Annotated in this window: 21 protein-coding genes; 14 read left to right on the top strand and 7 right to left on the bottom strand. The window is 71.9% G+C overall.

From position 1 onward, the window contains the following. Positions 1-79: 79 nt before the first annotated feature. From H8B08_RS13355 to H8B08_RS13330, 6 genes are all read left to right on the top strand, one after another. On the top strand, positions 80-283 hold the full coding sequence (locus tag H8B08_RS13355; protein WP_187450688.1) for a hypothetical protein: 204 nt from the start codon (positions 80-82) through the stop codon (positions 281-283). Positions 284-342: 59 nt separating this feature from the next. Beyond that, entirely contained in the window at positions 343-1,608 is a 1,266-nt protein-coding gene (locus H8B08_RS13350) for an NAD(P)/FAD-dependent oxidoreductase (protein WP_187450687.1), read from the top strand. An 81-nt stretch (positions 1,609-1,689) separates the two neighbouring features. Continuing rightward, positions 1,690-1,854, top strand: a complete 165-nt coding sequence (locus tag H8B08_RS13345; RefSeq protein ID WP_187450686.1) for a hypothetical protein — start codon at positions 1,690-1,692, stop codon at positions 1,852-1,854. Between the two features lie 34 nt (positions 1,855-1,888). Next, a complete protein-coding gene (locus H8B08_RS13340; RefSeq protein ID WP_187450685.1) occupies positions 1,889-2,437 on the top strand; it encodes a hypothetical protein in 549 nt (182 codons plus the stop codon). 268 nt (positions 2,438-2,705) lie between these two features. Beyond that, the gene (locus H8B08_RS13335; protein ID WP_187450684.1) at positions 2,706-3,653 is read left to right on the top strand and encodes a hypothetical protein; all 948 of its coding nucleotides are present in this window, start codon (positions 2,706-2,708) and stop codon (positions 3,651-3,653) included. Positions 3,654-3,829: 176 nt separating this feature from the next. After that, positions 3,830-4,342 carry a cytochrome c family protein gene (locus tag H8B08_RS13330; protein WP_187450683.1) on the top strand — a complete coding sequence of 171 codons (513 nt, stop codon included), beginning with the start codon at positions 3,830-3,832 and terminating at the stop codon, positions 4,340-4,342. Between the two features lie 135 nt (positions 4,343-4,477). On the opposite strand, the gene H8B08_RS13325 is transcribed toward H8B08_RS13330, so the two are convergent. From H8B08_RS13325 to H8B08_RS13315, 3 genes are all read right to left on the bottom strand, one after another. Next, on the bottom strand, positions 4,478-7,627 hold the full coding sequence (locus H8B08_RS13325; RefSeq protein WP_187450682.1) for an efflux RND transporter permease subunit: 3,150 nt from the start codon (positions 7,625-7,627) through the stop codon (positions 4,478-4,480). Then, positions 7,624-8,763, bottom strand: a complete 1,140-nt coding sequence (locus tag H8B08_RS13320) for an efflux RND transporter periplasmic adaptor subunit (protein WP_187450681.1) — start codon at positions 8,761-8,763, stop codon at positions 7,624-7,626. The genes H8B08_RS13325 and H8B08_RS13320 overlap by 4 nt, the downstream gene beginning before the upstream one ends. A 385-nt stretch (positions 8,764-9,148) precedes the next feature. Then, positions 9,149-9,916 (bottom strand): class II aldolase/adducin family protein, encoded by a 768-nt coding sequence (locus tag H8B08_RS13315; protein WP_187450680.1) that lies wholly within the window; start codon positions 9,914-9,916, stop codon positions 9,149-9,151. 139 nt (positions 9,917-10,055) lie between these two features. On the opposite strand from H8B08_RS13315, the gene H8B08_RS13310 reads away from it, so the two are divergent. The 4 genes from H8B08_RS13310 to H8B08_RS13295 all read left to right on the top strand — a co-directional run bounded on the left by H8B08_RS13310 (position 10,056) and on the right by H8B08_RS13295 (position 13,379). Beyond that, on the top strand, positions 10,056-11,141 hold the full coding sequence (locus H8B08_RS13310) for a DUF2336 domain-containing protein (RefSeq protein ID WP_187450679.1): 1,086 nt from the start codon (positions 10,056-10,058) through the stop codon (positions 11,139-11,141). A gap of 32 nt (positions 11,142-11,173) precedes the next feature. Then, positions 11,174-11,956, top strand: coding sequence for an NAD kinase (locus H8B08_RS13305; RefSeq protein WP_187450678.1), 783 nt, complete (start codon positions 11,174-11,176; stop codon positions 11,954-11,956). A gap of 263 nt (positions 11,957-12,219) precedes the next feature. Next, on the top strand, positions 12,220-12,711 hold the full coding sequence (locus H8B08_RS13300) for an Hpt domain-containing protein (RefSeq protein WP_187450677.1): 492 nt from the start codon (positions 12,220-12,222) through the stop codon (positions 12,709-12,711). A gap of 116 nt (positions 12,712-12,827) precedes the next feature. Beyond that, complete coding sequence (locus H8B08_RS13295) at positions 12,828-13,379, top strand: sugar O-acetyltransferase (RefSeq protein WP_187450676.1); 552 nt, start codon at positions 12,828-12,830, stop codon at positions 13,377-13,379. A 4-nt stretch (positions 13,380-13,383) separates the two neighbouring features. On the opposite strand, the gene H8B08_RS13290 is transcribed toward H8B08_RS13295, so the two are convergent. Further along, entirely contained in the window at positions 13,384-14,526 is a 1,143-nt protein-coding gene (locus tag H8B08_RS13290) for a DUF2336 domain-containing protein (RefSeq protein WP_187450675.1), read from the bottom strand. Between the two features lie 229 nt (positions 14,527-14,755). Between H8B08_RS13290 and H8B08_RS13285 the strand changes: the two genes are divergently transcribed. After that, complete coding sequence (locus tag H8B08_RS13285; protein ID WP_255500829.1) at positions 14,756-16,540, top strand: ATP-binding protein; 1,785 nt, start codon at positions 14,756-14,758, stop codon at positions 16,538-16,540. A gap of 191 nt (positions 16,541-16,731) precedes the next feature. Here the strand turns inward: H8B08_RS13285 and H8B08_RS13280 are convergent, their stop codons facing one another. Then, positions 16,732-17,550 carry a transglycosylase SLT domain-containing protein gene (locus tag H8B08_RS13280; protein WP_187450674.1) on the bottom strand — a complete coding sequence of 273 codons (819 nt, stop codon included), beginning with the start codon at positions 17,548-17,550 and terminating at the stop codon, positions 16,732-16,734. Between the two features lie 171 nt (positions 17,551-17,721). Here H8B08_RS13280 and H8B08_RS13275 point away from each other — a divergent pair, with 171 nt between their 5' ends. Further along, on the top strand, positions 17,722-18,450 hold the full coding sequence (locus H8B08_RS13275) for a TonB family protein (RefSeq protein ID WP_187450673.1): 729 nt from the start codon (positions 17,722-17,724) through the stop codon (positions 18,448-18,450). Between the two features lie 30 nt (positions 18,451-18,480). Here H8B08_RS13275 and H8B08_RS13270 read toward each other — a convergent pair whose 3' ends face one another. Then, on the bottom strand, positions 18,481-19,530 hold the full coding sequence (locus H8B08_RS13270; protein WP_187450672.1) for an FAD-binding oxidoreductase: 1,050 nt from the start codon (positions 19,528-19,530) through the stop codon (positions 18,481-18,483). Between the two features lie 103 nt (positions 19,531-19,633). Here H8B08_RS13270 and H8B08_RS13265 point away from each other — a divergent pair, with 103 nt between their 5' ends. Then, on the top strand, positions 19,634-20,278 hold the full coding sequence (locus tag H8B08_RS13265) for a hypothetical protein (RefSeq protein WP_187450671.1): 645 nt from the start codon (positions 19,634-19,636) through the stop codon (positions 20,276-20,278). 6 nt (positions 20,279-20,284) lie between these two features. Here H8B08_RS13265 and H8B08_RS13260 read toward each other — a convergent pair whose 3' ends face one another. Further along, on the bottom strand, positions 20,285-21,664 hold the full coding sequence (locus tag H8B08_RS13260) for a PLP-dependent aminotransferase family protein (RefSeq protein ID WP_370545474.1): 1,380 nt from the start codon (positions 21,662-21,664) through the stop codon (positions 20,285-20,287). 78 nt (positions 21,665-21,742) lie between these two features. Here H8B08_RS13260 and H8B08_RS13255 point away from each other — a divergent pair, with 78 nt between their 5' ends. Next, positions 21,743-22,141 carry a DUF983 domain-containing protein gene (locus H8B08_RS13255; protein ID WP_187450669.1) on the top strand — a complete coding sequence of 133 codons (399 nt, stop codon included), beginning with the start codon at positions 21,743-21,745 and terminating at the stop codon, positions 22,139-22,141. The last annotated feature ends 50 nt before the right edge of the window (positions 22,142-22,191 follow it).

Here is a 22,191-nt window from a genome sequence, read left to right as displayed (position 1 = left end):
ATTGCCAACATATCCGAGATGCGTCCGTTTCTGACGCAGCCGGTCTCCACCTTGGCCGTGTCGCAACCGGAGCCCCGCCATGGCCGCCCTCGCCTTCACCTTCTTCGCCGCCCTGCTGGTCCTGGCCTTCGGCGGCCTGGCGCTGGAACTGGCCGTGCGCGCGCCGCGCGGCGCCCGGGTGATGGCCTGGCTGCTGTTCGCGGTGGTGCTGTTCGTGCTGCGCAACGTGGTCGAGCTGGTCGGACGCATCGCCCACGGCGCGGACGGCCGCGCCTTCGCCTGAAGCCGCGCCGAACCGCGCACGCCCGCGACGGGTTCCTGTCCTCCGACAGGAGCGCAGCCATGGCAGACCCCAGCCGCCCCGTGCGCACCCGCCCACGGGTGGTGGTGGTCGGCGCCGGCTTCGGCGGCCTGGAGGCGGTACGCGCCCTGGGCCGGACCATGGCCTCGATCACCGTCATCGACCGGCGCAACCACCACACCTTCCAGCCCCTGCTCTACCAGGTGGCCACCGCCGCCCTCTCGCCGGCCGAGGTGGCCTGGCCGATCCGCGAGGTCCTGCACCGCCTGCGGCACGTACGCGTGGTGCTGTCAGCGGCGCGCGCGGTCGACCTGGAGGCGCGCGCGGTGGAGACCGCCGACGGGCCGTTCCCCTACGACTTCCTCGTGATCGCCGCCGGCGCGACGCACTCCTACTTCGGCCGCGACGACTGGGCGGCCTGGGCGCCGGGCCTGAAGAGCATCGACGACGCGCTCAGGCTACGCCGGCGCATCCTCAGCGCCTTCGAGCGGGCGGAGCTGGCCCGGGACCTGGACGAACTGTCGCGCCAGCTCACCTTCGTGGTGGTCGGCGGCGGCCCGACCGGGGTGGAGATGGCCGGCGCCATCGCCGAGATCGCCCGCGACGCCCTGCCCCGCGACTTCCGCTCGATCGACCCGGCGACCGCTCGGATCGTGCTGGTCGAGGCCGGGCCGAGGATCCTGCCGGCCATGCCCGAACACCTGGCCGCCTACGCGCAACGTCGGCTCGAGGCGATGGGAGTCGAGGTCATGACCGGCCAGATGGTCACCGGCGTCGACGCAGAAGGCGCCGCGCTGGACGGCGGCCGGATCGAGGCGGCGACCATGATCTGGGCGGCCGGCGTGCAGGCGGCAGCCCTGGTCCGCGCCCTTCCGGGCGAGCACGACCGCGCCGGCCGGCTGCTGGTCGGCCCCGATCTGTCTATGCCGGGGCATCCGGAGGTGTTCGTGATCGGCGACGCCGCCATGGTCGCCAGGGCGGACGGCAAGCCCGTCCCGGGGATCGCACCGGCCGCCAAGCAGATGGGCCATTACGTCGGCAAGGTGATCGCCGCCCGCATCGCCGGGACGTCCGCCGACGCGCCGTTCCGTTATCGCCACCAGGGCGACCTGGCCACCATCGGCCGCGACGCCGCCGTGGTGAAGCTGGGACGGGTGGAGATCACCGGCTTCGTGGGCTGGCTGTTCTGGAGCGTGGCCCATGTCTACTTCCTGATCGGCCTGCGCCAGCGCCTGGCCGTCGCCACCGACTGGCTGTGGGCCTGGGTCACCCGCCGGCGCGGGGCGCGGCTGATCACCGACGCCTGAGATCACGCCGATATGTTCGGCATCGAACCATGAGACGCCCTCGGCGTTCTCGCTGACCGTCACCGTAACGAGTGGGGTCGCGTGCAGAAGGCGTGCCTTTATGAAACCCGGGCCGAGGACGCCGAGCGGCTGGCGCGCATCGCCCAGACCGACGAGGAACGCCTCGCCTATCTGCAGATCGCCGCGGTCTGGCGCGAGATCTCCCGCACGCGCCGCCAGCTCCTGGAGGGCAAGCCGGAGCACTGAGGATCGCAGTTCCCGTCCGGCGCGTTTGCGCGCCATGGCGACGCGGCTGAAGGTCTATCGCACCCAGATCGGCTTTTTCGACACCATCGTGGCCGCGCCGTCCCAGAAGGCCGCGCGCGCCGCCTGGGACGTGCGCGAGGACCTGTTCGCCTCCGGCGCCGCCGGCGTGACCGAAGATCCCGAAGCGGTGAAGGCGGCCCTGGCCCATCCGGGCGTGGTGCTGCGCCGCGCGGTCGGGACCGATGGCCCGTTCACCGCCGGGGACGCCGCCTTGCCGAAGGTCCCGTCCCTGCCCAGGCCGAAGCCGACGACCCGCGACAAATCGCCCGAGCTCGTGTCGCCGCCGCCGCCGCCACCACCGCCGAAGCCGAAACCCGACCGGTCGGCGCTGGACGCCGCCGAGCGCGCCCGAGAGGCGGTCGAGCGCGAAGCCGACGAGGCCCTGGCCGCCCTCGCCGTCGAGCGCCGCGCGCTCGACCGGCGCGAAGCCGCCCTGCGCACGGAGCTGGAGGCTCGCCGCGATCGGGCCGAGCGTGAGCTGGCGCAGGCCCGCGCGGCCTGGCGAAAGGGCGGGGGCGACTGACCCGCGACCGATACCGGCGATACGCGAATACTACCAATCGACGATCACATCGCTGAAAAAGAACGTCGAAATTCAGCATGCTTAACCGCCAAACACCATGAATATCGTTCAACGATAACAAATCGTGTTCAGATATATTGAAAACTCGCTAGCCATATCTCTTATGATTTGAGCAATGCGCGCAGCGCTCTCCTGAAACCGCATCAGGGAGCCCGCCATGAGACTTGGAATTCGCACAATCCTCGCCGCCACGGCCGGAACGCTGTTCTTGACCGCCCTGCCCGTCAGCGGCGCCGCGGCGCGCGACGCGGACGCATCCGGCGCGATCGACCTGCCCGCGCGCCTCGTCGACGCGGCCAGCGCCTACGAGACCTACATGTCCAAGGCCGGGGCCATCTCGCCCGGCTTCAAGAACGGCGACGAGATCCAGCGCGCCCTGAACACCGGCGCCTCCTACGAGGCCAAGCAGCTGGAGGAAGGCGCGATCGCCTACGTCGCGACGCTGGCCCTGCAGGACGACCGGTTCGTGCGCTCGGCTCGCATGGCCGCCCAGGCCGATCCCTACTTCGCCACCCGCCTGATCAGCGACCCGACCTCGGCGGGCGACCTGTCCGGCGCGGACAGCGCCGCAGCCAGCGCCAGCGCGGCCCTGAAAGAGCAGGGCGGGCGGCTGCTGAGCGCCGGCAAGGCCATCAAGCAGGAAGCCTACGACGTCCAACGTCAGGCCTGGGCCACGGGGAACGTGGCCAATCCGACCGCCCGTCTGGCCCGGATCAAGGCGATCTCGACCACCCGCTACAAGCCCACCCCCGAGGACCGCGCCCGCCTGGAGACGGCCTCGGTGCATTCGCACGGCGGCGGCGGCGGCTACTCGCCGGTGGTGTCGCGCGGTCTGGCGCTGGCGGCGCTCGCCGCAGCCGGCCAAGCCGACGACGCCGAGCGGATCAAGCCGCTGCTGTCGGACCAGAAGTTCGGCTTCGCCCTGCGCATGGCCAAGCTGAACCTGTACCAGTGCCTGTCGGTGGCCCGCCCGCATTACGAGGACGTCTTCTGCCTGGGCGTGCACGGCATGGCGGAAACCGCCAGCGCGGTGTTGGACGCCAGCACGCCGCAGCCCGGCGCGCGCCGGGTCGCCGCCGCCGCCCCGCCGGTGGTGCAGGCCTCGATCCGCTCCGACGAACCGGCGGCCGTGACCAAGCCGCGGCGCGGCCGCTAAGCGTAAGCCTTCTTCCTCCACCCTGGCCCGCCGGTCGGGATTGTTCGCCCCCGACCGGCGTCTTTTTTCACCCGCCCGAGGAAGACCGACAGCCTTCAATCCGCGCCGGACGGCGTGCCATGAGGATCGAACAGCGGTATAGCGACGCTCGACGAACCGCCGACAGGAGACCGCCCATGCGCCGCCCCGCCCTTCTCGTCCTCGCCGCCTCCGCCGCCATGGCGCTCAGCGCCTGCGGGCCCAAGCAGGAGAAGACGGCCGAGGCTCCGGCGGCCGAAGCGCCCGCCCCCTCGGCGGCGCCGATCCCGGTCCCGCCGACCGAAGATCAAGCCAAGATCCTGGCCACCTTCCCGGCCCCGTACAACACCGCCGACCTGGCCAACGGCAAGCGCGTGTTCGCCCGCTGCCGCTCGTGCCACAGCCTGACCGAAGGCGGCCCGAACATGACCGGCCCGAACCTCTACGGCGTGTTCGGCCGCAAGGCCGGCTCCAAGGCCGACTACAACTACTCCGACGCGGTGAAGAACGCCGGCTTCACCTGGGACGCCCAGCGCCTGGACGGCTGGCTGTCCGACCCGAAGCACTTCCTGCCCGGCACCAAGATGTCCTTCGCCGGCGTGCACGACGCCAAGGACCGCACCGACCTGATCGCCTACCTGATGACCGAGACGGGCCACCGGCCCGGCTGAGTTCTCCCGCCCCGACCGGGAGAGCCGCCTTGACTGCGCGGCCTGGGGTCCGATCCGCGGTTTCCTCCCCGCCGGCTCGGACCCTTTGCCGTTTAAACGCCCTCCCTTCTCCCGCAAGGGGAGAAGGACCGCTTTCTATTCCGCCGCTTCGTCCAGCCGGTCGTTGGCGACCTTCTCGCCCTCTTCCCAGGCCTCGATCTGGCGGGCGGTGTGCTCGGGCGACTTCGTGAAGCGGGCCAGCAGGTTGTAGAACATCGGCACCACGAACAGGGTCAGCAGGGTCGCGAAGATCGCACCGGCGAAGATCACCACGCCGATGGTCTGGCGGCTGGCCGCGCCGGCCCCTTCCCACAGCACCAGCGGCAGGGCGCCGAAGGCGGTGGCGATCGAGGTCATGATGATCGGGCGCAGGCGAAGCGAGCTGGCCTCGATCACCGCCTCGCGCACGGACCTTCCCTCGTCGCGGAGCTGGTTTGAGAACTCCACGATCAGGATGCCGTTCTTGGCGGCGATGCCGATCAGGATGATCAGGCCGATCTGGCTGTAGATGTTCAGGCTGGAGCCGGCCATCAGCAGGCCGAACAGCCCGCCCAGCGCCGCCAGCGGCACGGTCAGCATGATGATCGCCGGGTTGATCCAGCTCTCGAACTGGGCCGCCAGCACCAGGAAGACCAGCAGCAGCGCCAGGCCGAAGGCCACGCCGACGGCGCCGCCGGCTTCCAGCAGGTCGCGGGCCTGGCCGCCCCAGCGGACGGACGGGCCGGCCGGCTGCTTGGCCGCCTCGGTCTGGAAGAAGCTGACCGCGTCCTTGACCGTGTAGCCGGGCTGCAGCTCGGCGGTGAGGGTGATGGCGCGCAGGCGGTCCAGACGCTTGCGGTCGGGCGTGTCGCCCTTCAGCTCGGTCTTCACCACCGAGGCCAGTGGGACCAACTGACCGGAGGCGGAGCGCACATAGAGCGAGTTCAGGTCCTCGACGCCGCGACGCTGCTCCAGGTCGGTCTGCAGGCGCACGTCGTACTCCTGGCCGCCCTTGATGTAGGTCGTGGCGCGGCGGGAGCCGAACATGGTCTCCAGCGCGCGGCCGATGTCGGTCGAGGAGACGCCGAGCGCGGCCGCTTTCTCGCGGTCGATGTCGACGAGCAGGCGCGGCGCGTTCGGCTCGTAGTCGAGGCGCGGGCGCACCAGGCCCGGGTTGTCGTTGGCCGCCTGCAGGATGGGCTGCATCCAGCGCTGCAGCTCGTCGTAGTCGGTGCCGACCGCGATGAAGTCGACGTTGGCGCCCCCGCCCCCGCCGCCGCCGCGCTGGAACGGCCCGCGGACGGACGCGATCACGCGCGCGCCGGTGATGCCCGACAGGCTCTTGTTCAGGCGCGCGGCGATCTCGTCGGCCGATTCCGAACGGTCGGCCATCTCGTTCAGCACCAGCACGCCGCTGCCGCCGTTGAAGCTGGCCCCGCCGAAGCCCGGCAGGCTGATCATGTAGCGCTCGGCCGGACCGCCGTGGCCGACTTCCTTGGCCAGCGCCTTCTCCAGCTTGCTCGACTGCTTGACCATGTAGTCGTAGCCGGCGCCCTCGGGGCCCTGCAGGCGCACGTCCACCCGGCCGCGGTCTTCCGGCGGCACCAGCTCCTGCGGCAGGGCGAAGAACAGGCCCGCCGCCGACAGGGCGGCGACCAGGGTCAGACCGCCGACGGCGATCGCCGCCGACTTCTTGCCCAGCAGGCTGTCCAGCGAGTTGCGGTAGGAGTCGCGCAGCGCGTCCATCGCCCGGTCCATGTGGCGGGCGACGAAGCCTTCGCCGTGGGCCGGACGCAGCAGCTTGGACGCCAGCATGGGCGACAGGCTGAGCGCCAGGAAGGCGGAGAAGGCCACGGCCGCGGCGATGGCCGCCGCCAGTTCGACGAACAGACGCCCGATGTAGCCCGGCAGGAACAGCAACGGCGCGAACACCGCGATCAGCACCATGGTGGTGGCCACTACCGCGAAGAACACCTGTTTCGCGCCGCGCTGGGCGGCGACCGGGGCCGGTTCGCCCTCGTCCACCCGGCGCTGGATGTTCTCGACCACGACGATGGCGTCGTCGACGACGAGGCCCACGGCCAGCACCAGGCCGAGCAGGGTCAGCAGGTTCAGCGAGAAGCCCAGGGGGGCCAGCACGATGAAGGTGGCCAGCAGACAGATGGGCGCGACGATGGTCGGCACGATGGCCGCGCGCAGCGTGCCCAGGAAGATGAAGTTCACCAGGCCGACCAGGGCCAGCGAGATGCCGATGGTGATCCACACCTCCCTGATGGCCTCGGAGGTGAAGCTGGAGTTATCGACGATGACTTCCAGCTTGGTGCCGGCCGGCAGGCCCGGCTTGATCTGCTCCATCGCCTCGCGCACGCCCTTGGAGATCTCCAGGTCGTTGGCCTGGGACTGGCGGGTGATGCCGATGCCGACCTGGTCCAGGCCGTTTGAGCGGAACAGGCGGCGGCGCTCGGAGGCGGCCTCCTCGACGCGGGCGACGTCGCCCAGGCGGGTGACGTAGCCGTTCGCGCCCGGCTTGCCGATCGGCAGCTGGGCGAAGTCCTGCGGCGTGCCGTAGCTGCGCGCCACGCGGATGGTGAAGTCCTTGTCCTGGCCTTCCAGATAGCCGGCCGGCAGCTCGGCGTTCTGGCTGTTCAGGGCGGCTTCGACGTCCTGCACGGTCAGCCCGCGGGCGGCCAGCTGGTCGGCGTCCAGCCAGATGCGCATGGCGTAGGTCTGATCGCCGAAGACCCGCACCTGGCCGGCGCCCGGCACGGTGGAGAAGCGTTCGACCAGATAGCGCTCGGCGTAGTCGGTCAGCTCCAGCCGGCTCATCTTGTCCGAGGCGAAGCTGAGGATGATCACCGGCGAGGCGTCGGCGTCGGCCTTGGCCACTTCCGGCGGGTCGGCCTGCTCGGGCAGGGAGCGCACCACGCGCGAGACGCTGTCGCGCACGTCGTTGGCGGCGTCGTCGATGTTCCGGTCGAGCGAGAACTCCAGCGAGATGTTGGAGCGGCCGTCGCGCGAGGACGAGGTGATCCGCTGCACCCCCTGGATGCCGGCCACCTGGCGCTCGATCACCTCGGTGATGCGGTTCTCGATCACCTCTGCGGAGGCGCCGGTGTAGCTGGTGGTGATCGACACGATCGGCGGGTCGATGTCGGGCAGCTCGCGCACCGGCAGCACGAAGAACGCCGCCAGGCCGACCACGCAGAGGATGATCGCCGCGACCGCGGCGAACACCGGACGTCGGACGGAGATGTCCGAAAGGGTCATCGAGCCGCGCCCTGCTTGGAGCCGCCCTTGCCGCTCCCGTGGCCGCCCTCGCCGCCCTTGGCGCCGGCCAGGCGCACGGGCTGGTTGGGCTGCACCCGGTTCAGGCCGTCGGCGACGATCTTGTCGCCGGCCATCAGGCCGTCGCGGATTTCGATGAAGCCGCCCTCACGCGAGCCCGGCAGGACGACCACGCGCTGGGCCACGGTCTTCTCGCCCTGCGGGGTGATCTTCATGACGAAGGCGGTGTCGGCTTCGAACTGCACGGCCGATTCCGGCGCGGCCAGGGCGGTGCGCGAGCCGTGGTCGAGGCCGACCCGGATCAGCATGCCCGGCTTGATGCGGCCGTCGGCGTTGGCGAATTCGGCGCGCGCGGTCAGGGCGCGGGTGGCCGGGTCTACGCGGGTGTCCAGCACCGCCACGCGGCCGTTCAGGGTCACGCCCGGCAGGGCGTCGGCGGTCGCCTGGATCGGCGCGCCGACCTGCAGGATCGGCAGGTAGCGTTCCGGCACCTGGAAATCGACCTTGATCACGCTGAGGTCGTCGAGGGTGACGATCGGGGTGCCCGGGCTGACCAGCATGCCCGGCGCGGTGTCGGACAGGCCCACGGTGCCGGCGAACGGCGCGCGGATCACGCGGTCCAGCTTGCGGGAGTTCTGGGCGACGACGGCGGCCTTGGCGCGCTGCCATTCGGCCTTGCGCTGCTCGGCCGTGGCGCGGGGCGCGATGCCCTTGTCGGCCAGGGTCTGCCAGCGCTTGTACTCGGCCTCGGCCAGGTCGGCGGTGGCCTGGGCCTGCATGACGTCGGCGTCCTGCTGGCGGGTGACCAGCTCGACCAGCACCGCGCCCTTGGCCACGGACTGGCCCGGACGGAAGTGCACGGCGGCGATCAGGTCGGAGGTCGGCGCCGTGACGGTGATGGATTCACGCGCCTTGGCCTGGCCCAGCACTTCGACCCGATCCACGAACGGCCGCGGGGCCACGACGTACTGGGTGATCTGGGCGCCGCGGCCGCCACCGCCGCCGCCGCCGCCCGGACCGCCCTTGTCGCGCCCGAAGGCGAGCTTCATGCCGCCCGCCACGCCCATCGTCAGTACGACGGCGATCGCCGCGACCAGGAAAAAGTGTCGCTTAAACAAGGCCGGCCCACTCCCCGTAGCCATAGGCGCTCGATCGCCCGTCTTAACGCGTGACCCCTCGTGTGCCGACGGATCGTTACTGATTGATGACGCCCCAACTACCTGCGGAGTCGGCCGTCGTCGAGGCGCCGACGATCACGCCTGCGCTATAGGGAAAAAGGGCGTTCCGCAAAACGGATCGCCCCTCCCCGGCGAGTTCTAACGAGTTAGTGCGGGATTTCCGTCGCGGAATTTTCGCGCACGATCCCGGATACTCCCAAAACGGGCGCACACCTTGCGTCGAACGGCCACAGAAGCTCGCTCATACATGCCGACGCGTGAGCGATCGGCGGCCCGGAGTCTTCCGGACCGTGCGCCACATGGACGGGGAGACCGGACGCGGCGCTTACGCGTCGTAGCCCGGCAGTTCGCGGTCGAGGCGGCGCAGGAAGCCCGGCCAGGCCAGGCCGGAGATGAAGCCCATGCCCATGCCGCCGACCTGCTTGACCTCTTCCTGGGCGGCTTGCGGGGCGGTCAGCACGCCGTCGCGGCCGGCCGACAGGGCCATCACCTGCTGGGCGCAGGCGCGTTCCAGGAAGAACATGCCCAGCCACGCCTCCGCCGCGGTCGCGCCGGCCGACAGGGTGCCGTGGTTGCGCAGCAGCATCAGCTTCTTGTCGCCCAGGTCGGCGACGATGCGCTCGCGCTCCTCCAGGTTCAGGGCGATGCCCTCGTAGTCGTGATAGGCCAGCTGAGGGCGCACCAGCAGGGCGTGCTGGGTCAGGGGCAGCAGGCCGTCCTTCATGGCCGCCACCGCCACGCCCTGGTCGGAGTGCAGGTGCATGACGAAGTGCGCGTCCTCGCGCGCGGCGTGCACGGCCGAGTGGATGGTGAAGCCCGCCGGATTGATGAAGCTGGCGGTCTCCTGGACGACGTTCCCCTCCAGGTCGACCTTGACCAGGCACGAGGCGGTCATCTCGCCGAAGAACCAGCCGTACGGATTGATCAGGAAGTGCTTCTCCGGCCCCGGCACGCGGGCCGAGATGTGGGTGAAGATGGCGTCGTCCCACCCGTGCAGGGCGACCAGCCGGTACAACGCCGCCAGATCGACGCGGGTCTTCCACTCCGCCTCGCTCACCCTCCCCTTGAGGGAGGTCTGCGCGCCGTCCGCCATGGTCGTCTCCTCGGTACTCTTCTTTCGTTGGCGGGGACCGTCGCGCCGTAGGTGAACGCCGTCAAGATTGAGGCGCCGTTAAGGCTGTTTTCATTCCCGGCGGCGAAGGTCCGGACGCTTTCAGAAGCGGGGAACGTGCGTGTCGGCGGCGGTTAAGACGGAAAGCCTGCTTCTACTGGCGCAAAGCCGCCAGGCGGGAGACCGCGAGCGGCTTCTGCTGGCCATCGCCGACCTGTGCGACGGCGCGCCCGAAGCCGGCCGCCCCGAGATCCAGGCCCTGCTGGGCGACGTGTTCATGACCCTGGTGGTCGACGCCGAGCGCGACATCCGCCGCGCCCTGGCCGAGCGCCTGGGACGCGTCGAATGGGCCCCGCGCGGCCTGATCCACGTCCTGGCCCTGGACGAGATCGACATCGCCCGCCCGATCATCGCCGCCAGCTCGCTGCTGGACGACGCCGCCCTGGTGCGCGTGGTGGTCGAGGCCACCCTCGAGCACCAGATCGAAGTCGCCCGCCGCCCCTACATCAGCGAGAGCGTGGTCGACGCCCTGATCGACCACGCCGGCCCCGAAGCCCTGGTCGCGCTGGCGGCCAACGACACCGCCGCCACCACCGAGGACAGCCTGGCGCGCCTGGTCGACGCTTCGCGCCGCATCGCCGCCCTGCGCTCGCCCCTGGCCCGTCACCCGCGCCTGACCCGCCAGCTGGCCGAACAGCTCTACGCCTGGGTCGGCCAGGCGCTGCGCCAGGCGATCGTCTCGCGCTTCCGCATCGACGTGACCGTGTTCGACTCCGCCCTGTCCGACGCCGTGCAGTCGGCGATCGGCGGCGCGCCGCGTCCCGCCCCGGTCGAGGACGCCCAGTCCGAGGCCCGCCTGGTCGCCAAGCTGCAGGCGGCCGGCCAGCTGCGCCCCGGCTATCTGGTGCGCGTGCTGAAGGAGGGGCAACTGGGCCTGTTCGTGCAGGCCCTGGCCACGCTCGGCGAATTCGACGCCTCCGACGTGCGCGCGGCGCTGCGCGCCCGCACCACCGAGCCGCTGGCCCTGGCCTGCGCCGCGGTGGGCATCGACCGGGTGGTGTTCCCCGACATCCTGGGCCGGGTCATGGGCCTTAACGGAGGCCGCCCCGGCGGCGCCGTCGACGCCGGCAAGCGCACCGCCGCCGCCTTCTCCCTGTCGCCGAGGGAAGCCGCCGACGCCTTCCGGATGTTCGTCGAACGGATTTGACAGATCGGGTCGGCGCAGCTGCAACTGGCCTCATGCATCCGCCGCACACCCTGATCCGGCGTCTCGCCTTCACCGCCGCCGACCGGCCCGAGGCCCAGGAAGCGCGCGAGCGGCTGGCCGCGATCTACGGCGACACGCCCGAGGCCCAGGCCGAGGTGGTGGTCGCGCTGGGCGGCGACGGCTTCATGCTGGAGACCCTGCACCGCCACCTGGCCGACGGCCGGCCGATCTTCGGCATGAACCGCGGCTCGGTCGGCTTCCTGATGAACGACTACGCCGAGGACGGCCTGCTGGAGCGGATCAACGCCGCCGAGCAGACCGTCATCCACCCGCTGGCCATGGACGCCTGGACCATTCACGGCGAGACCCGCCGCGCGCTGGCCATCAACGAGGTGTCGCTGCTGCGACAGACGCGCCAGACGGCCAAGCTGAGCATCTCGGTCGACGACAAGGTGCGGCTGGAGGAGCTGTCCTGCGACGGCTGCCTGGTCGCCACCCCGGCCGGCTCCACCGCCTACAACCTGTCGGCCCACGGCCCGATCATCCCGCTGGGCGCCTCTCTGCTGGCCCTCACCCCGATCAGCGCCTTCCGCCCCCGCCGCTGGCGCGGCGCGCTGCTGCCCCACACCGCCCAGGTGACCTTCGACGTGCTGGAGGCCGACAAGCGCCCGGTCAGCGCGGTGGCCGACAACTTCGAAGTCCGCGACGTCGCCCGCGTCAGCGTCGCCGAGCAGCGCAACATCTCGCTGGTCATGCTGTTCGACGCCGGCCGGACCTACGAGGAGCGCGTGCTGGTGGAGCAGTTCTCGGCTTAAAAAATCTTCCCCCTCTTGGGGAGGGGGACCATGCGAAGCATGGTGGAGGGGGCTCGTCCTGGCGCAAAGGCCGGCCACACCGTCAGTCCTTTCCGACCACGCCCGGTCCGAAGGGCGCGCCTCGCTGGAGCCCCCTCCACCAACCTTCGGGCGCCCCCCCTCCCCCACCGCTCGCTTCGCTCGCTCGGGGGAGGAATGCCGTTAGGATTTCCTAACTCCTATCGGTGCATGCTCCCCGCGAGAGTTCGCAAAGGACGTTCGCCGTGGAAAAGCCGAACCCCGCCCAGGTCATCCCGCCGCAGACCAGTCTGCGGCTGAAGGTCGGCGGCGGCCGCTTCGGCGGCATCGACCCGGCCGCCCTGGCCAAGGCCGAAGCCGCCCTGAAGGGGCTGTCGGCCCAGTTCGCCCAATGGCTGAACGACGAAATCACCAAGCTCGAGGCGGCCCAGGCCGCCATCAAGGCCCAGGGCTACACGCCCGAGACGGCCGAGGGGCTGTACATGCGCGCCCACGACCTGAAGGGCCTGGGCGCGACCTACGAATACCCGCTGATCACCCGCATCGCCGCCTCGCTCTGCAAGATGACCGACAAGCCGGACGTGCGGATGAAGGCGCCGGTCTATCTGATCGACGCCCACGTCGAGGCCATCAAGGCGGCCGTGCGCGACGAGATCAAGGACGACGAGCACCCGGTCGGCCGCGCGCTCGCCGAAGAGCTGGAAGGCAAGGTCGCGGCGCACCTGGCGACGATCTGAGCGTTCCGACAGAGCATTCATAAGCGGCCGGGCGACAACATCGCCCGGCCGTTTCTTTTTGCCCTTCTCCCTTGCGGGAGAAGGAGCTTGCGGCCCCTCCGCCGCGTTGGGCGGCCATGCCCCCGACCGAAAAGCAGAAGATGCTCGCAGGCGAACTCTACCGCCCCGACGCGGAGCTCGCCGCCGACCACGCCCGCGCCCAGCGGCTGTTCGACCTGTACAACGCCACTAACGAGGACGAGCCCGAACGCCGCCGCGCGCTTCTGCTCGACCTGCTTGGCGAGGCGGGCGAGGGCGTGGTGATCCGCCCGCCGTTCCGTTGCGATTACGGCGCCCACATCCGCGTGGGCGCCGGGACCTTCATGAACTTCGGCTGCGTGATCCTGGACTGCGCCGAGGTGGCGATCGGAAAGCTGTGCCAGCTCGGCCCCGGCGTGCAGATCTACGCCGCCGACCACCCGCGCGATCCGGCGCTGCGCCGCGAACTGCTGGAGCTCGCCCGCCCCGTGCGGGTCGGCGACAACGTCTGGATCGGCGGAAACGCGATCCTGCTGCCCGGGATCACGGTCGGCGACGACGCGGTAGTCGGCTCAGGCGCCGTGGTCACCCGCGACGTCCCGGCCGGCGCGACCGTCGTCGGCGCGCCGGCGCGGCCGGTCGGGCGCTGATGAGCTAAGCCGCGTTGGCGTGGTGCGGGCGCAGGTCGTCTTCGCGGCGGTCGAGGCGCTCGAGCAGGTACTCCAGGTCCTCGCGCGGGGCGTAGGGGCGCTGGGTCAGGAAGCGTTGCAGCATGCGCTCCTGCAGCCGCTCGCGGTCGGCGAGCAGGCCCTCGTGCTGCAGCGAGCGCCACACGTCGACGCCGGTGCGGAAGGCGGCGAACAGGCGGGTCGGCAGGCCGGCCCGCTCGCACACGGCGCGCAGGCCCAGCGGCCCGGCGTCGTGAACCATGATGCAGACCCGCGAGTGCGGCACGCCGGCCAGCTCGGCCAGGCCGTGCTCGAAGAAGGTCATCTGACCGCGCGCCAGGGCGCGCAGCAGCAGCGAGGCGTTCAGGCGCTTCAGCTTGTTCAGGTGCGCGGCGAAGGCGGCCAGGTCGCGGGCGTCGGCGATCTGGTCGACGATGTCGGCGGTGGCGCGCTCGCGGGCGCCGGCGGCCAGGCGCAGGGACAGCTCCGGCGACAGGCCGTGACGCTTGATCAGCTGCTCGCGCACCGCCCCTTCCAGCCGGCCGACCAGCTGCTCGACGATGTGCGGCGGCACGGCCGAGCGGGCGGCCACGGCCTGGGCCACGGCCGGCGATTTCGGGAAGCGCTGCAGGGCCAGCGACAGGGCCCGTTCCGGCGTCTCGGCGTGGTCGTTGGCGCAGACGGCGGCGACCGCCGGCTCGGCCCCGAAGGCGATGATCGCGCCGGTCACCCGCGCGGCAACCTTCGGACGCTGGGCGATGGCGACCTGGCGCTCGGGCGCGCCGCGGCGGACGATCTCGATCAGGTCCTCGTCGGTGAAGGCCGGCGACTCCGCCAGCACCGGCAGGGCCACGCTCTCCACGTCGGCGGCCAGCTTCATCGCCACGTCGCGCGGCAGTAGCGGCGAAGAGCGCAGGGTCACCGATAGCGAACGGCGCACCAGCTCCACCGCGTCCGCGGCCAGCAGGCGCACGATGTCCTGGGCGGCGGCGCGATCGCGCTCGGACAGCGGCATGCGGTCCAGCGTGCGGCACAGCTTGTGGGTCGCGGTCGCGCGCGCGTCCGGCGTTTCGTGCTTGGACAGCCGGCGCAGGTCGGCTTCGGTCAGGCGCGGACGCGCGAAGGTCATGGCGGCCCCGAATCTGATTCGGATCGGAAGACGCCTGGAAAATGCGAGTTCAATCCTAATGAAATTTTACCTTTGGCCGCCAACGCGCCCGCAACGGCCCAGATTCCTTGGGGATAAGCCGCGCCCTAACGCCGCAGCCTCAAATCCACTTTCGCGGCGGCGATCGAGTGTTCCGTAACCGGACAGCAAGGTCCGGCGCCTAGGCTCGAACCGAGTCAGGAGATCGCTTTTGGAACCCGCGTCGGTCGATCCCACCGCCCTGCCCCCGGCCGAATTCCGGCGCGCCGTCGCGCGGCAGGCGCTGGACGCCCAGGTGAAGCTCCTGCCCTACGCCCTGGGCTTCTTCGCCGTGGCCCTGGTCATGTTCCTGGCGGTCGGCATGTTCGCGCAGGGCAAGCTGCAGCTGCTGGGCTGCGTGCTGCTGTACTGCCTGAACTGGGCCGGCATCTACGCCGCCATGCGCTGGCTGCACCAGGACGACGACCGCTACGACGACGTGCGCCTGCGCGCCGTGGTGCAGAGCGCCGGCGCGGCGCTGTGGGTCGGCGCGCTCTACGCCACCTGCGGCTACGCCCAGGCCGCGGGCCTGCTGTCGCCGCTGCTGCTGATGCTGTGCGGCGGGGCCGCCGCCGGCGTGATCTTCTTCACCTCCCCCTACCTGCCGGCGCTGGCCGTCCTGGGCCCGCTGGCCGCCGCCGCCCCGGTGCTGGCGCTGGACGCCAGCCACGCCCCGGAAACCACCCGCAACATGGTGCTGTCGGGCCTGCTGCTGGCCCTGGCCCTGGCGCTGATCCTGAACCGCCACCTGCGCGGCCACTTCAAGCTGGCCCTCGAGCGCGAGGGCCTGATCGCCGAGCGCGAGAACGCCCTGGCCGACGCCAAGAAGCTGACCCGCTCCAAGTCGCTGATCCTGGCCACCCTGTCGCACGAGATCCGCAACGGCCTCTCGGGCGTCGCCCACGTGCTGGCCGGGGCGCTGGGCGCCGGTTCGCGCGGCGCGCCCTCGCGCGAACAGCTTAAAGCGGCGCTGCACGCCGCCCGCGATCTGGTGGAGGTGCTGGACGCCACCCTGGATTCCGAGACGGCCGAAGCCGGCCGCCTGACCCTGACGCCCAAGCCGATCGACGCCGGCCGCCTGGTCCAGGAACTGGTCCTGCTGCACCGCCCGCCGGCCAACGCCAAGGGCCTGGAGATGGTCGCCCAGGTCGGCGACGAACTGGCCGCCGGCGGCGCCGTGGTCGGCGACAGCGCCCGCGTGCGCCAGATCCTCAACAACCTGATCGGCAACGCGGTGAAGTACACGCTGCGCGGCCGCATCGAGGTGCGCGTGTTCCTCGCCCAGCCCGGCCGCGCCCGCTTCGAGGTGGCCGACACCGGCCCGGGCCTGACGGCGGCCGAGATCAACCAGGCGTTCGAGCCGTTCTCGCGCGTGGTGCGCACCGGCGCGGGCGTGCCCGGCGCGGGCCTTGGCCTGTCCCTGTCGCGCCGCCTCGCCCGCCTGATGAACGGCGACGTGTTCTGCGACAGCGCGCCGGGCGTCGGCAGCCGCTTCTGGCTGGAGCTGCCCTTCGACCCGAAGGCCGCCGCCGTCGAGGCCGTCGAGCCGATCGCCCAGACCCGCTCCATGCGCGTGCTGGTGGCCGAGGACGACGCGCTGAACGCCGCCATGCTGCGCGCCGTGCTGGAACAGCTGGGCCACAAGGTCCTGCACGCCCAGGACGGCCGCCGCGCCCTGGACCTGCTGGCGCTCGGCGAGATCGACCTGATCATGCTGGACGGCCGCATGCCCGGCATGGACGGCCCGACCACGGCGCGCGCGCTGCGCGAACTTGACGGCCCCGAGGCCAGCCTGCCGGTGGTGGCGGTGATCGGCGGCGACGCCGAGGAAGCCCAGGCCATGCTGGCCGCCGGCGCCGACAGCGTGCTGCGCAAACCCGTCACCGTCGCCGGCGTCGCCCGCGCGGTGGCCGACGCGGCCCGCGCCGGTTCGCGCGGCGAGAAGAAGGTGGCGTGAGCCACAACGCGCTTCGCTTTCCTTAGATCTCCCCCCGAGCGTCAGCGATGGGGGGAGCAGGCGGCGAAAGCCGCCGTGGGGGGCTCCAGCGGAGCGCACGGTTTCCGTCGCGCCAGGGCGAGCCCCCTCCACCGCCTTCGGCGGTCCCCCTCCCCCACCGCTCGCTACGCTCGCTCGGGGGAGGCCTAAGACTACGCCCGCTCGTCCTCGTCCGGCCCGAAGGCGGAGAGCAGCTGGGCGGTGAACAGGGTGTCGGCCGCCGAGCCCTGGCCGTCGCCGCCCAGCATCATGCCCAGCAGGTTCTGCTCCGAGCGCAGTTGGTCCAGGCGCTGGGCCAGGACGAAATTCCCGCCGTCCAGCTCGGGCTCGGCCGACGGGACGGCGTCCGGGTCGACCGCGGGCGCGACGCCGCCGGTGCGGGTCAGGTTGGCGTAGACCTCCGCCACGCTGACCGGGCGGCCGTCGCGGTAGAAGATCGAGCGGTTCGCCTGGGCCGCGTCGGGAAACAGGCGCGCGGCCGAGAGCCCCGGCTGGCGGTCGGCCGCCTCGACGAGCTTGGCGGCGCCGGCCGGGCCGAGGAAGTGGGCGGCGTAGAGTTCGCCCGCCGTCGGCTCGCGCCCGGTGCGCCCGCGCAGGTAGGCGGCGTGGTCGGCGGCCAGCTCGCCGGCCATCAGCGACGACGCGTGCGCGTCGAAGCGCAGGTCCATCACCGCGCGCCGCGCCGTCCCGCTGACCCGCAGCCTGCCGTCGGCGCCCTGCTGGATCTGGTCGGCGTAGGCGCCCAGGCCGTGCTTGGCGCCGTGCTTCTTCAGGGTGGACAGCCAGGTCTGGTCGACGAACTGGAACAGGCCCGAGGCCGAGGACGAGCCCGCCTTCGCCTGCGGGTTCAGCGCGCTCTCGCGCTTCGCAGTCTTCAGAAGAAATTCGAAGTCCACGCCGGTGGCGTTCGAGGCGCGACGAATCGCCGCCTCAACTCCGGCCCCTTCGAATCCCACCTTGCCTATCGTCATCGAAGGGAAAGCTCGGTCAGCGTGGTTAACGGCGACCTAACGCCACGTCACGCCGGTGTTAAGGACCGCCGCTTTTCGAACGCAATACTGCCGCTACGCAACCTTACAAACTCGTAATGTTCGACGAACGCCGGGTGAACACGGCGGGAAACGCACACCGAGGAGACGGCCATGATGATGCTGAGGACCGCCGATGGAGGCGCTGTCGTCCACGCGCTCGACATGGGGACCCGTAAGCCCCTGCCGCGCTGGATGTGGATGGCGATCGCGGCCTCCGCCGCCCTGCATGTCGCCGGCGGGGTCTGGCTCTATCAACGCAATTTCGAGACGCCGCCGCTGATCCAGGTCCCGGACGAGCCCCCGCCGTTCGTGATCAGCATGGCTCCCCCGCCGCCCGTCGAGAAGCCGATCGAGCGCACGCCGCCCAAGCCGCCGACCCCGGTGCACAAGCCCAAGGCGGTCGCGCCCGCGACGGTTCCGACCCTGCCGTTGACGCCGCCGGACACGCCGCCCGCGGTCTATTCGACCGGCCCCGAGATCGTCGCGCCCAGCCCTGCCACCGACGTGAAGTCGGTCGAGATCAAGCCCGCCGTCGCCCCGCCGCCGGTCATCGCCAACCCGAAGTGGATCAGCAAGCCGACCTCCGATCAGATGGCCCGCTGGTATCCGCTGGGCGCGATCGAGAAGGAGGTGAGCGGCCGGGTGGTGATGAAGTGCCGGGTCACCGCAACGGGCTCGGTCGGCAATTGCGCCGTCACCTCCGAGGACCCGGCCGGCTACGGCTTCGGCGACGCGGCGATCAAGCTGTCGCGCTACTTCAAGATGAGCCCGCGCACCGTCGACGGACAGCCGGTCGAGGGCGCCGAGGTCAGCATCCCGCTGCGCTTCGGGTTCCAATGACCAGCGCCCGTCGCGGGCCAGACTAACGAGTTAAGGGCAGGCCCGGCCGAACCGGTCGGGCCCGATGGCGGCGGCGTGCGGCCCGGGCGTTTCTCCGGCCGCCGCCGCCGTCAGCGTCTGCGCCGCCAGCGGCGCCAGCAGCCAGCCGTTCCGGCGCGGCCCCAGGGCCACGAACACGCCCGGCGCCCCGGGGACGGCCCCCGCGATCGGCAGGCCGTCGGGGACAGCGCCACGCACGCCGGCCTGGGCGTGGACCACCTCGGCGGACGCCAGCTCGGGCACAACCGCGACCGCCGCCGCGCGCAGCCGCGCGACCGTTTCCGCCTCGACCTCGCAATCGGTGACGCCGGGCTCCATGGTCGCGCCCACGATCACCCGGCCGGCCCGCGGCAGCAGGTAGACGCCCGGCGCGCGCACCACGCCCGTGACCGCATGGGCGCCCTCGCCGCCCAGTTCCAGGATCTGTCCCTTGATCGGCTCGACCAAGCCCATCAGCCGCGCCAGTTCGGCCGGCCCGTCCGGCGGCGCGCCGGTCCAGCCGACCGCGACGACCACCGCGTCGGCCGGGAAGGAACGCCCCGTTTCGTCGACCACCTGCAGCGGATCGGTTTCGATCCCCACGACGCCCGCCGTCACAAGGCGCCCGCCGCGCGCCCGCACCGTCGTGCGCATGGCCTCCAGCGCCTGGAGCGGCGTGAGGCGCCAGTCGTCGGGCGTGCGCCAGCCGGCGGCTGTCGGCTCGACCGTGAAGCCCAGCCCCCGCGCGCGGCCGGCCAGCGGCTCGGCCGGGCCGACCCATTCGGCGCCGTCCTGGATGAGCTCAATCCCGCACGCCTCGGCGAAGGCCGGCCACAGGTCGCGTCCGGCCCGGTAGAGGGCCGCGCGGCCGGCGTCGGCCTCCTCGAGCACGGCCTCGAACACGGGAGCCAGCATGCCGGCGGCGACGGCCGAGGCGTTGGCCGGGCGCTCGGCGCGGTCGAACACCGTCACCCGCGCGCCCTTCAGCGCGAAGGCCGCGGCCGACGCCAGGCCGAGCGCGCCGGCGCCGACGACCAGAATGTCCATGTCGCGCAGCGTCATTGTCGCGGCTGCGTGTAGCCGCGCGAGCGGCCGCCTTCAAGGCGAGCGCCGGGCGGGTGGGCATGCTAGCTTGCCGGCGCGGGGGTGGCGCGGAGGCGCGGCCATGCATGACTTCCCGTCTTGGGCCTCGACGCTCCGGGATCTGTCGACGGGCCTGGCCGCGGCGATCGCCGGCTGGGTGGGCCTGCGCGGCGTGGGAGCTTGGCGGGCCGAGGCGGTCGGCCGGCGCAAGACCGAGCTGGCCGAGGAGGTGCTGGCCCAGTTCTACCGGGCCCGCGACGCCCTGACCTGGGCCCGCTTCCCCCATCCCGACGTGTTCGCCGACGCGCCGGGCGCCGGCGAGGGCGCCGACGACGACGCCGAGGCGCGCCGGCGTCAGGCGGCTTCCGCGCCGGTGGAGCGCCTGTCGCGCGAGATGGCGTTGTTCTCCGACCTGCAGGCCAATCGCTACCGCTTCATGGCCGTGTTCGGCGAGGCGGCGGCGCGGCCGTTCGACGAGATCATGGCGGCGCGCGACGACGTGGTGCGCTGCGCCCGCGATCTGATGCGCAGCTACGCCGACGACGCGCCCACGCCCGAGGCGGCGCAGGCGCGCGGCCAAATGGAGCGCGACGTCGGCTGGGGCGCGCGCGACACCGACCCGATCGCCGCGCGGGTGGACGCCGCCATCCACGAGATCGAGCGCACCTGCCGCCCCTTGATCGACGAAGTGCACCGCAAGGACCGGATCGCCCGCAAGCGGGGCTGAACGGCCTCAGACCACGTGGGCGAAGGCCGGCGCGGACTTGAGCGTGGCGGCCAGGGCCTGCAGCGCGCGGCTCAGGGACTCGCGGTCCCGCGCCGCCCCCAGAGACAGACGCACGCCGTTGCGCGCCGCCCCCGCCGCGGCGAAGGCGTCGGCCGGCGCGGGCGCCAGGCCCCGCGCGCGTGCGGCGTCGACCAGGGCGAAGCGGTCCCAGGCCGGCGGCAGGTCCAGCCAGACGTGGATGCCGTTCGCGGGGCCGGTCGCGCTCGGGAGAATGTCGCCCGCCAGCGCCCGCCGGGCGCCCGCTTCCGCGCGTACGCCCTCCAGCAGGTCCTGGGCGACGCCGTCGCGGATCCAGCCCAGGATCAGGGCGCTCGCCAGCGGCGAGGCCATGCCGGTCACAGCCCTCATCGCCGCGGCCAGCCGCTCGGCTCCGGCGGCGTCGGGCGCGACGGCGAAGGCCAGGCGCAGGCCCGGCGACAGGCACTTGGACAGGGTGGAGACGTACCAGGTCCGCTCCGGCGCGAAGCGGGCGATCGGCGGAAGCGGGCTTTCCGGCAGCAGGCCGTAGGCGTCGTCCTCGATGATCGCCAGGCCGTGGGCGGCGGCGATGCGGACCACCGCCTCACGCCGTTCGACGCTCATGGTCGCGGTGGTCGGGTTCTGGATGGTGGGGGTGAGATACAGCGCCTGGGGCCGGCGCTCGGCGCAGACCCGCTCCAGCGCCTCGGGCGTCACGCCCTCCGCATCGACCTCGACCGGGACCAGGCCGATCCCCAGATGCCGCGCCAGCGACAGCAGACCCGGATAGGTCAGCGGCTCGACCGCCAGCGCGCCCCCGGGCCGCACCACGCTGACCAGCAGGGCGTTCAACACCGCCTGGGCGCCCGGGGCGACCAGGGCCCGCTCCGGCGCGATCCTGCCCAGCAGCGGCTCCAGCCACTGAACGACCGCCGCCCGCTCGGCCGCCCCGCCGCCGACCGGGCGGTAGGCCATCAGGGTCGCGGTGTCGGCGCGGCCGAGCACGCCCGACAGGCCCTCGGCCAGCAGGCGGCGCAATGAGCGCCCCTCGGGCTGGGGCGGGATGTTCATGCTGAGGTCGACCAGGCCGCGGTCGGCCTCGGCGGCCGCCCCGCGCACGAAGGTGCCCCGCCCGACCGCCCCGTCCAGCAGGCCCCGCTCGCGTGCGGCCCCGTAGGCGCGGGTGACGGTGGTCAGGTCGACGCCCAGCGCCTCGGCCAGGGCGCGGTGCGTCGGCAGGCGATCACCGCCCTGCAGCTCGCCGGCGCGGACCGCCGCCTCCAGGGCGTCGACAATGCGCAGGTAGCGCGCCCCCGAGGCGGCCTCGTAGCGCGCGCGCAGAATTTCGATCAGGCGAGGGACGGACACGCTGGCCTCCGGCCACAATAATCCATACATTAGCGTTCACATGTATGCAGACGTCAACCGGATTGTATGGATCAGCCGATGACCGAGCCCGCCGCCTACCCGCCCCTCTCGCCTTGGAAGACGGGCCCGGCCTGCCGCTGCCCGCGCTGCGGCAAGGGCAAGCTGTACAAGGGATTCCTGACCTTGGCGCCTAGCTGCAGCGTCTGCGGCCTGGACTTCTCGTTCGCCGACCCGGCCGACGGCCCGGCCTTCTTCTCGATGAGCATCGTCGGCCTGGTGATCATGGGCCTGTTCGCCTGGGTGGAGGTCGCCTACCGCCCGCCCATCGTCTTCCACCTGGTCGGCACCCTGCCCCTGCTGGTGATCGGCTGCCTGGCGACGCTGCGCCCCATCAAGGGCTGGCTGGTCGCCTCGCAGTACTACTACAAGGCCGAAGAGGGGAAGTTCGAGCACTACGGCAAGCACGGGCCGTTCTGACCAAACCCCGTCATCGCGGAAAGCGCGAAGCGCTTATCCGGGACCCAGCC

This window comes from Caulobacter sp. 17J80-11, assembly GCF_014349105.1.
In the GTDB taxonomy this organism is placed as follows: domain Bacteria; phylum Pseudomonadota; class Alphaproteobacteria; order Caulobacterales; family Caulobacteraceae; genus 17J80-11.
Note: the sequence above shows the minus strand (reverse complement) of the source record. Positions and strands in the feature narration are given on the sequence as shown.